Here is a 9399-nt window from a genome sequence, read left to right on the forward strand (position 1 = left end):
CCGCGCCCAGGGGCCCCCACCGTGGCCGCCGCCCGCCCGGCCCGCGCCTACACCCGCAGCGCCCACCTCATGGGCTCGCACTTCACGTTCACCGCCGTATCGGCCGACGACTCGCTGGCCTGGCGGGCCCTGCGCGCCGGCCTGGGCGAAGCCCAGCGCATCGACCACTTGTTTTCGTATTGGGATTCGACGTCGCAAGTGGTAAAAATTAACCGGATGGCCGGTGTGCGGCCCGTGGTGGTGGACGCCGAAGTGTACGACCTCATTGCCCGGACGCTGAAGATTTCGGCCCTGACCGACGGGGCTTTCGACATCACGTTTGCCAGCGGCGACAAGATTTATAATTTCGACCGCCAGGCCTACCCGGCCCTGCCCGACTCGGCCACGGTGCGCCGCTCGGTGCACCGCATCGGCTGGCAGAAGGTGCGGCTGGACCCGGCCACGCGCGCGGTTTTTCTGCCCGATAAAGGCATGCGCATCAACCTGGCCGGGGTGCTGCAAGGCTACGGCGTGCGCCGCGCCCAGGAGCTGATGAAGCGCATGGGCATCGCCGGGGGCCTCATCAACGGCTCGGGCGACGTGTACTGCTGGGGCAAGCAGGCCGATGGCAGCGGCTGGCGCATTGCCATCGGCGACCCGGCCCGGCCGCGCACCCTATCTTCCTGGCTGACGGTGAGCGACATGGCGGTGGTCACGGCCGGCAATTACGAGCAGTACTTCACGGTGGGCGGCAAATATTACGGCCACATCATCAACCCGCACACCGGCTACCCGGCCACCGGCCTGCGCTCGGTCACCATCATCTGCCCCGATGTGGAGCTGGCCGACGCCCTCGACGACGCCGTGTTTGTGCTGGGGCCCCAAGCAGGCCTGGCCCTGGTCAACCGCCTCAAAGGCGTCGACTGCACGCTCATCGCCGATGACGGCCAGACGCTTGTCTCGCGCGGGATGCAGCTCAATTCCTACCACAGCGCGGCCCCCGCCGCGGCTAAACCCTAGCGCCAAAACGCATCTTTATGACAACCAAACCTACTGTTTTTCTGCGCGTTGCTGCGTTGGGACTGCTGCTGGCCGGCGCTGGGGCCCTGCCCAGCTGCGTGTCGGTGGCCGCCTACCAAAAGGCCTACCTCAACGACGAGGACATGAAGCTGGCCACCAAGAAGGTGGAAACGCCGGAGGTCAACTTCGAGAGCTACCGCGAGGGCGGCGGCGGGGCCAATGGCGGCAAAGTGGGCGGCGGCTGCGGCTGCAATTAGGGCCCCGGCCGGGCTTGTGGTACTTAGGTTAATCCATTGACTATGAAATTTCTACTCGCATTGGGGTTGTTGCTAGCGATGCCCGCCGCGGCCTGGGCCCAGGGCACGCCCACGCCCAACCGCCTCGATGGCTCGGGGGTGCCGGCCACGGCCGCGCCACTCAGCCGGGGGCCCGTGTCGGTGGGCGAAACCGAGGTGGACATCCTCGGCAGCTACTACCAGCAAAACGGCGACCACAGCGCCGTGGAGGGCGGCATCGGCACCCAGCACCTCACCGACGTGTCGCCCGCCATTGTGCTCAACGTGCCGCTCGATTCGGTGACGCGCCTCTCGGCCAACGTGGGCTTCGACTACTACGCCTCGGCTTCGACCGACCGCATCGACCAGGTGCTCTCGTCGCCCTCGGCGCAGGACGTGCGCTACCACGCCGATTTTGGCCTTGCCCGGCTGCTGGCCGACAAGCTGACGACCGTGGGCGTCGGGGCCGGCGTGTCGAAGGAGTACGATTACCTGTCCTTTAACCTCGTGGGTTCCTACGCCCGCACCTCGCGCGATGGCAACCGCCAGTTCAGCGCCACCGGCCAGGTATTTATCGACCGCGTGACGCTCATTTTGCCCGCCGAACTGCGCCCCGGCGGTACACGCGACAGGAAGTACGGCTCCGATAACCGCCAGAGCTTCAACCTATCGCTGGTGTACGCGCAGGTGTTGAGCAAGCGCCTGCAAGTGGCCATCAGCGCCGAGCCCGTGGCCCAGCGCGGGCTGCTGAGCACGCCGTTTCAACGGGTGTATTTTGCCGACAGCAACCCCTTGCTGGGGGCCCCCGGGGCCCTGGGCACGGCCAAGGCCGAGGTGCTGCCGCGCCTGCGCTACAAGTACCCCGTGGGCCTGCGCCTGACCTACTACGCCACCGATTTGGTGCAGCTGCGCGGCTTTTACCGCTTTTATAACGACAACTTCGGCATCCGGGCGCACACCTTCGAGCTGGAAACGCCGGTGAAGGTGACGCCCTTTTTCACGCTCTACCCGTTCTACCGCTACCACACCCAAACGGCGGCCAACTACTTCGCGCCCTACCTAGCCCACTCCATCGCCGACGAATTCTATACTTCCGACTACGACCTAGCGGCCTTTTCCGCCCAAAAGCTCGGCCTGGGCTTCCGCTACGCCCCGCTTTACGGGCTCAGCCGCTTCAAAGTGCCGTTCGGGAACCGGGTGGCCAAGTTCAAATCCCTAGACTTGCGCTACGGCCACTACTGGCAAACCACCGGCCTCACTGCCAACGTGGTCAGTGTAGACCTGGGCTTTGTGATGCCGTAAAATGTAGCGCGGACTACAAAGTCCGCGCTACAACCCCGGGGCCCTAGGCTGGGAATACCAGCGTGAACACCGTGCCCTGGCCCAACTTGCTCTGCACAGTGCGCTCGATGCCCAGCAGAGCGCAGGCCTTGGCAACGATGGAAAGGCCTAGGCCGGTGCCGTCGATGTGCTTGTGGGCCAGGGCGTCGGAACGGTAGAGCGGGTCGAAGATGCGGGCCAAGTCGGCGGGGCAAATACCGATGCCCTGGTCAGCCACGGTGCACACCAGCTGGGGGCCCCGGCGCGCCAGCCCCACCGCCACCGTGGAGCCCGCCGGCGAGTACTTGATGGCGTTGCTGAGCACGTTGTCCAGGATCAGGTCCACGAGGTAGGGGTCGGAGGCGATGGCGTCGGCGGGGCCATCCGCCACGTCTACCCGGATGCGCTTAGCGCTGAGGGCCCCGCGGTGGCGCAGCAGCACGTCGTGCACGCTGGTGCGCACGGCCAGCTCCTGGCGGTGGGGCCCCGGGGTGTGGTCGTCGAAGCGGGCCAGCAGCAGCAGCTGCTCTACGAGCGACGTGAGGCGGTCGATTTCCTGGATGCCGAGCGTGATGTTATCAACGTACTCGGCGGGGGTGCGGGGCTTGCGCACCAGCACTTCGAGCGTGCCCCGGAGCACGGCCAGCGGCGTGCGCAGCTCGTGCGAGGCGTCGGCGGTGAACTGCTTTTCGCGGGCCACGGCCTGCTCCACGCGCTGGAGCAGGCCGTTGATGGCGCTGGCCAGCGTGTGCAGCTCGTCGGGGTGCGGGGGCAGGGCAATGCGCTCGGCCAGGTTGTCGCGCGTGATGCGGGCCGTGGTGGCTGTGATCTGGGCCACGGGGGCTATGCTGCGCCCGGCCAGCCGCCGCGCGCTGGCAAACAGCGCCAGCAGCACCACCGGAAACGAGCCCAGCAGCACCAGCGCCAGGCTGCCCAGCACGTGCTGCGCGGCTTCCGACGACAACCCCGCCAGCAGGTAGCCCACCGGGGCCCCATCCCGCACGATGGGCACCTGCACCTGTCGGATGGCCTTGCCGCGCAGCACCGAGTTGCGGGGCGCGCGCCCGGCCGGCGTGGCGTCAAAGGCCAGCCGGTCGGCCTTAAGGTTGGGCGAGCGGTCGGTGAGGGCCCCCTGCGCGTCGTTCACCTGAATGAAAACCGGATCAACTTGCACCTCCAGGTGCTCGCGCTCCTCCCACTCGCCGCGGTTGGCGAAGCGCACGGTGCGGCCCGTCACCGTCAGCTCGCCCATGTGCTTGGCGGCCTCGAAGCGCAGGTTGGCGTCGAGGTCGGTGTACACGCGGTGGCGCACCACCCCGAACACCAGCAGGTAGGCGGCCGCCACCAGGGCGGCCGTGGCCAGCACGTAGTGCAGGGCCACGCGGTCTTTAAAACGCAGCTCCATGGCTAGTCGCGGGCGACATACCCAATGCCGCGAATGGTTTGCAAATACTCGTCTTCCTTGCCCAGCCGCAGCTTCTTGCGCAGCGCGTTCATGTACACGTCAATCACGCCGGTGTTGTACTCGAAGTGGATGTCCCACACGTTTTCGATGATTTTCTGGCGGCGGCACACCTTGCCCTTATGGCGCAGCAGGTATTCGAGCAGGGCAAATTCCTTCTGGGTGAGCACAATTTCCTCGCCGTCCTTGTGCACCTGGTGGCTGCCCACGTCGAGCACAATGGGGCCCACGCCGAAGCGCTCGGGCGCGGCCGGGGGCCCCGCCGCCCGCAGCTGCACCCGAATGCGCTCTAGCAGCTCCTCGAAGTGGAACGGCTTCTTAATGTAGTCGTTGGCCCCCGCCTGCAGGCCGGCCACGGTGTCGGCCACGGTGTCTTTGGCGGTGAGGAAGATGAGGGGCGTGCGGTTGTTGGCGGCGCGCAGCTGCTGGCACAATTCCAGCCCGCTGAGGCCGGGCAGCATCCAGTCCACCAGCAGCAGGTCGTATTCCTGGGCCAGGGCCAGGGCGAGGCCGGCGGGGCCCGTGCCGGCCACGTCCACGGCAAACGCCTCTTCCTCCAGCCCCTGCTTCAGGAACCGGGCAATGCCGGGTTCGTCCTCAATCACCAATAGTCGCATAAGAATAGGAATAGCTGGGGGCGTAACGGCTCCGCAACGCGCGGCGGCCGGCAATAATTAATTGTTGCCTTTCGACCGTTGGTTTTCCAACGCTCCAAGAGCGGTTTCGTAGTCCGTGAGGTTGCCGCGGTGGCAATTACGAAACCAATTCAACGTCCCGGCCGGCCAAAGGTCCGCTTACTTAAACGGTAAGTCCGCGTCCGCAAGTACCGCGTCTGGGGCCCCAGGCGTGGTCTTAAGGAAATTTTAAGCTTTCGCTAACCGACGCCTAAGGCAGGCTGCCGTTAAAAGCCCATTCCCTCACGCTGGGGATGATGGCCCGCCTGGGGCCACCGCCGGCCCAACCTATCCTGTTTCCTTTTATGAAAGTGTACCTCCTTGCGGCTTCGGTAGCCCTGCTGGCCGCCGCCGCCCCCTACCACGCCAACGCCCAAACCCGCCGCGCCAACCGCGCCACCACCAGCCAGGCCGCTCCGGCCACCGGCACCCCCACGGCCCCCGACAACACCGCCACGCCCTCGGCCGACCCCAGCGGCAAGCTCGACTACCGCAACCCGGCCGCCGACCCGCTCATTCCGGTAGAAGCCGACAAGCGCCAACCCATCACCGACGACCTGCAAGCCACGGTGGTGGAGCTGCTGGAACTGTTCCACGACGCGAAGCAGAGCCACTGGAACCTACGGGGGCCCATCTACCTGCCGCTGCACGAGCAATTGCAGCAATACGCCGACGAGTACCGCAAGTACGCCGACATCCTGGCCGAGCGCGTGCTGCAAGTGGGCCACCCCATTGACGGCCGCACCGCCGTGGTGGCCGCCAACGCCAACCTGGGCGAGTTCCCAGGGGGCTACCTCTCCGATAAGCAAGTGCTCATCATCATGACCGAGCGCATCAATACCGTGGCCAAGCGCGTGCGCCAGCGCATCGACCACCAGAGCAAGATTGACGAGGTGACTTCCAACCAGTTGCAGGAACTGAGTTATGCCCTCGACAAGCAAGTGTGGCAGTTCCGCGTGCACATGCAATAAGGTAATTAGGGCCCCCAGGCCCCAAGCGCTGACTGGAAAACGGGGTGGATGCATTGCGGCAAGTAGCCGCAGCGCACCCGCCCCATTTGCGTTTGGGGGCTTTGAGTATTATGATGTGCTGCCGGCTGGATATGGCAGTAATTGCGGCGTAATTTTGGGATATGCTAAAGCGCCTCCATATCAAGAATTTCACTGTTTTTGCCGATGCTGACTTTGAGTTTGGGCCGGGGCTGAATGTGCTGGTTGGGACTAACGGCACAGGGAAAACTCATGTGCTTAAGTTAGGATACTCTATTGAGACGACTAAATTTGATATAAGCAGACAACTTACAGCCGATCAATTGGCGAATGATTTAACCAAGTCTCTTGCTTGGACTTCCGGACTTTATAGAATATTGCCGGACGTATTCTTGTCTTCGCAATTAGCACCGCTTATCAGATGGGATGTAAATAACCAATCTGAAATTAATGTTGATTTTGGTACTAGCATTGCAGAGCTTTTGTCTTTCAAATTAACTCCAGCTAGTTTAGATCTCGGCCAAAAGACTAGCAGTATCGGGGATGTAGTGGCCTCTCCTATCACAGAAGATACATTTAGGCCTGTCTTTATTCCAGCTAAGGAAATTCTTACTCTGAGCTGGATGCTACCAGGTTCAGAACAGCTAATTGCCCCGATAGAAAAAACCTATTTAAATCTTCTTAATCAACTTCGGCTTCTACCCCTTCGAAAGCCAGAATCAGCACAAGCTATTCAGGCATTGACTGATATATTAGGCGGCGAGTTACGAGAAGATAAGGATAATTATTACTTAGTTTCTGCTGCTGGGCGACGCACTGCAATAAGTATGGTTGCTGAAGGATTTCGTAAATTCGGTACACTACAAAAGCTGCTAGCGAATGGCAGCCTGACCAAAAGCACTACGCTCTATTGGGACGAGCCAGAAGCAAATTTAAATCCAGCGTTGCTACGAGAGCTAGCAGCCATACTTGCTGAATTAGCGCGCCAGGGTTTTCAAATAATTCTCGCTACGCACAGTACGGATTTGCTCAAGGAGTTTCATATCCTTTCGCGGCATAAAGATGCTAAGCCACTGCCGATAAAATACTTCGGTTTGAATGCTGGGCCGGGTGAGGCTACCCGGGTTGTGACCACAGATAATTTCGAGTATTTGCCTGATGTGGTAGCATTAGCGGAAGAACTAAAACAAGCGGACGAATTAGAGGAAATTTTCATCCGCGAAGACCGAGAGTATTATGCCAACAATCGAGGAGAACAACCTAGCCTTTGATTTTCCGCCCGATTGGTACGCATTGAAATACGACCACGACGCGGAGCCAGCCAGTGGCGAGCCGGCTGGGTTTTATCGGCGTATTATTTTGAGTGACGGCGTACAGCAGGTGCGCGGGATGGACATCTTATGCCGGCTGCCGGGAGAAACTAAACGCCTGCAACTTATTGAGGTGAAGGACGAACGCAAGCGCGACCCCACCGCTGACGTTGCCCTTCGCCACGAAGAGCTTCGGCAGACCATGCTACGCAAAACGTTGGGGACGCTGGCTAGCCTGGTGCTGGCCGAGCGCCTGGGCGATGCGTCGCTGCGGCCGATGGCTTGCCTGAGTCAGCAGCCGCTGGTTGAAGTAGTGCTTTTTCTGGAAGAGCCGCCGTTAGCGCCAGCGCGTACCACGCAGCTTCGCAAAGTGACTGAAAAGGACCGCAAGATTATTCTTGATCAAAAGCTGACGGCAAAGCTGTATCAGTGGGGGATTCCCTTCTTTCTGTACGACTTGGATAAGCGTAAGCCAGCGCTCTGGCAGGTGCGCGACCTCGCCTAACTCCCCCGAATCTCGTCCTTCAAATGCGCCACGAACTGGGCGAATTCGGGTTCGGATTCCACGTTGGGGTGCCAGGCTAGGCCGGTATCGGCCAGGTTGTATTGGTGGCGGGGGCTGATGGTGGCCCCGGGCAGGAGCTGGCCGGTGGCGGCGTCGCGTTCGTGGCTCAGCAGCCAGAGGCGGTCGGCGAGGGCGGTGGTGGTGGCGATGTCGTGCGACACGATGAGCACCGTGTTCAGCTCGTCGAGGGTCGTGACTTCGACGATGATCTTTTTCACCTCGTCAATCATGGCCACGTCGAGGCCCGAGAAGGGCTCGTCGAGCAGGATGAGGTGGTCGGAGCAGAGCAGCTGCTGGGCAATGGCCGCCCGCTGGCGCTGCCCGCCCGAGAGCTGGGCCGGGTACTTGCGGCGGTGGGCCCCCAGGCCGAAGCGGTCGAGGTACAGTTCGACGTGGGCGAGGGCGTCGGCGGGGGCGTGCTTGCGGCGGGCGGCCAGCAACAAGTTGTCGGCCAGCGAGTAGTGGTTGAACAGCGGGTAGCGCTGCTGCACGTAGCCCACGGCGCCGGCGCGCACGGGCGCCTGGGCTTCGCCTACCCGCACGGTGCCCGTGCTGGGGCCCCAGCCCCGCCAGCAGCCGGCACAGCACCGACTTGCCGATGCCCGAGCGCCCGTAGATGCCCACCACCTGCCCCTGGCTCATGCCGGGGCGGATTACGTCGAGCACCTGGGCGTTGAGGTCGCGCAGCACGAGTTCGGCGCCGAAGCGCATCGAAACGTTTTCCAGCGTCAGGAGCGGGGCTTTGTAGGTATGCGGGAAAGGCGTCATGGGGAGGTTAGTTTGTAGCGCGGCCGCTGTGGGGCCCCGCGTGGGGAGGTTGTGCTTTGGCGCCGGGGGTGGCCATTGGGCCGCGCGGGTGCGCTGGGCGTGCTACTGCGCGGTGCCCAGCGCGGCGTAAGGGAAAATCCACCGGCGCAGGGCTTCGAACCCGTAGTCTTGCAGGGCCCCGGTGGCGAGGATGACTAGTTGAATGGCCAGCACGCCGTCGAGGTGCAGGTAGCGGTTTTGTTTGTAGAGTAGCAGGCCGATGCCGCCTTCGGATTGGTAGAGCGTTTCAACCAGCGTAATCAGCGTCCAGACGATGGCGAAGTTTTGGCGCACCACTTCGAGCATGGCGGGCAGCTTGCCGCGCACCACCACTTCCCAGAAGCTGCGCCACTCGCCCAGGCCCAGGGTGCGGGCGTGGTCCATTTCCTCCTGCGTGGTGTCGAGGATGACGCGCGTCATGCCCGTAACGAGGTACACCGTGGCCCCGAAGGTGAGCACCGAGAGCTTCACCTGGTGGCCCGAGCTGAGCAGCAGGGCCATGAAAAACGTGAGCCCCGTGAGCGTGAGGTAGCGTAGCTTGGAGGCCACGAACGCCAGCGGCCGGAAAAACGGCAGCGCCGTGCAGTACGAAATCAGCAGCGCCAGCGCCGTGGCCCCCGCCAGCGCCTGCCCGGCCGTGACCATGCTGGCCCACAGCGCCGGCACCAGGCCCTGGGTGGTCACGAGGTCGCCCAGGGCCCCCAGCACGTCGCCGAGCCGGGGGAAGATTTGGAGCGGGTAAAAGGCCCACAGCGCCAGCAGCACCGCCGCCTGCGTGCCGATAAGCATGGCCAACACCCGCCGGCGCGGCTGGGCATTGGGGGTGAAAAGGGTATGCATTTTGGGTTGGTCTGAGATAGTCGAGCGGCTTTGTAATCCGCGCTACGGAATGAAATTTTTTTCTTACAGCATTAGAAAAAGAACGTCATGCAGAGCGCAGCGAAGCATCTTTTTAAAATTACTAATCCTGATTTACTGGCGCTAAAAAGATGCTTCGC

The 9399-nt window shown here is 62.6% G+C and carries 10 protein-coding genes and 1 pseudogene; 6 read left to right on the forward strand and 5 right to left on the reverse strand.

Annotated features, from left to right (window positions below; genetic code table 11):
* From BEN49_RS06555 to BEN49_RS06565, 3 genes are all read left to right on the forward strand, one after another.
* The coding region (locus tag BEN49_RS06555; RefSeq protein WP_083325835.1) for an FAD:protein FMN transferase at positions 1-999 on the forward strand (999 nt) is incomplete at its 5' end.
* Positions 1000-1016: 17 nt separating this feature from the next.
* Positions 1017-1256, forward strand: a complete 240-nt coding sequence (locus tag BEN49_RS06560) for a DUF4266 domain-containing protein (protein WP_094123115.1) — start codon at positions 1017-1019, stop codon at positions 1254-1256.
* Between the two features lie 42 nt (positions 1257-1298).
* On the forward strand, positions 1299-2576 hold the full coding sequence (locus BEN49_RS06565) for a DUF3570 domain-containing protein (protein WP_083325837.1): 1278 nt from the start codon (positions 1299-1301) through the stop codon (positions 2574-2576).
* 43 nt (positions 2577-2619) lie between these two features.
* Here BEN49_RS06565 and BEN49_RS06570 read toward each other — a convergent pair whose 3' ends face one another.
* Both BEN49_RS06570 and BEN49_RS06575 read right to left on the reverse strand, forming a co-directional pair.
* Positions 2620-3999: a sensor histidine kinase gene (locus BEN49_RS06570; RefSeq protein WP_070742258.1), complete on the reverse strand. Its 1380-nt coding sequence runs from the start codon at positions 3997-3999 to the stop codon at positions 2620-2622.
* Positions 4000-4001: 2 nt separating this feature from the next.
* Positions 4002-4673 (reverse strand): response regulator transcription factor, encoded by a 672-nt coding sequence (locus BEN49_RS06575; protein WP_070742259.1) that lies wholly within the window; start codon positions 4671-4673, stop codon positions 4002-4004.
* A 362-nt stretch (positions 4674-5035) separates the two neighbouring features.
* Between BEN49_RS06575 and BEN49_RS06580 the strand changes: the two genes are divergently transcribed.
* The 3 genes from BEN49_RS06580 (at position 5036) to BEN49_RS06585 (ending at position 7534) form a co-directional block, all read left to right on the forward strand.
* A complete protein-coding gene (locus BEN49_RS06580) occupies positions 5036-5701 on the forward strand; it encodes a Dps family protein (protein WP_070742260.1) in 666 nt (221 codons plus the stop codon).
* 161 nt (positions 5702-5862) lie between these two features.
* On the forward strand, positions 5863-6990 hold the full coding sequence (locus BEN49_RS25405) for an AAA family ATPase (protein WP_083325839.1): 1128 nt from the start codon (positions 5863-5865) through the stop codon (positions 6988-6990).
* Positions 6956-7534 carry a hypothetical protein gene (locus BEN49_RS06585; RefSeq protein ID WP_070742261.1) on the forward strand — a complete coding sequence of 193 codons (579 nt, stop codon included), beginning with the start codon at positions 6956-6958 and terminating at the stop codon, positions 7532-7534. Before BEN49_RS25405 ends, BEN49_RS06585 begins: the two co-directional genes overlap by 35 nt.
* Here BEN49_RS06585 and BEN49_RS06590 read toward each other — a convergent pair.
* From BEN49_RS06590 to BEN49_RS06600, 3 genes and pseudogenes are all read right to left on the reverse strand, one after another.
* The gene (locus BEN49_RS06590; protein WP_070742262.1) at positions 7531-8136 is read right to left on the reverse strand and encodes an ATP-binding cassette domain-containing protein; all 606 of its coding nucleotides are present in this window, start codon (positions 8134-8136) and stop codon (positions 7531-7533) included. The two genes, BEN49_RS06585 and BEN49_RS06590, sit on opposite strands and share 4 nt — an antisense overlap.
* A gap of 13 nt (positions 8137-8149) precedes the next feature.
* Positions 8150-8362, reverse strand: a pseudogene (locus tag BEN49_RS30815) (ATP-binding cassette domain-containing protein); the annotation flags it as partial.
* 102 nt (positions 8363-8464) lie between these two features.
* Positions 8465-9241: an ABC transporter permease gene (locus tag BEN49_RS06600; protein ID WP_070742264.1), complete on the reverse strand. Its 777-nt coding sequence runs from the start codon at positions 9239-9241 to the stop codon at positions 8465-8467.
* Positions 9242-9399: the final 158 nt, after the last annotated feature.

Origin of the sequence: Hymenobacter coccineus, assembly GCF_001816125.1 — a bacterium.
Lineage (GTDB): Bacteria > Bacteroidota > Bacteroidia > Cytophagales > Hymenobacteraceae > Hymenobacter > Hymenobacter coccineus.

Bases quoted from the DNA above. Each gene is read 5' to 3' on its own strand.
- BEN49_RS06560 (WP_094123115.1), top strand. From the start codon at position 1,017: ATGACAACCAAACCTACTGTTTTTCTGCGCGTTGCTGCGTTGGGACTG.
- BEN49_RS06565 (WP_083325837.1), top strand. From the start codon at position 1,299: ATGAAATTTCTACTCGCATTGGGGTTGTTGCTAGCGATGCCCGCCGCG.
- BEN49_RS06570 (WP_070742258.1), bottom strand. From the start codon at position 3,999: ATGGAGCTGCGTTTTAAAGACCGCGTGGCCCTGCACTACGTGCTGGCC.
- BEN49_RS06575 (WP_070742259.1), bottom strand. From the start codon at position 4,673: ATGCGACTATTGGTGATTGAGGACGAACCCGGCATTGCCCGGTTCCTG.
- BEN49_RS06580 (WP_070742260.1), top strand. From the start codon at position 5,036: ATGAAAGTGTACCTCCTTGCGGCTTCGGTAGCCCTGCTGGCCGCCGCC.
- BEN49_RS25405 (WP_083325839.1), top strand. From the start codon at position 5,863: ATGCTAAAGCGCCTCCATATCAAGAATTTCACTGTTTTTGCCGATGCT.
- BEN49_RS06585 (WP_070742261.1), top strand. From the start codon at position 6,956: ATGCCAACAATCGAGGAGAACAACCTAGCCTTTGATTTTCCGCCCGAT.
- BEN49_RS06600 (WP_070742264.1), bottom strand. From the start codon at position 9,241: ATGCATACCCTTTTCACCCCCAATGCCCAGCCGCGCCGGCGGGTGTTG.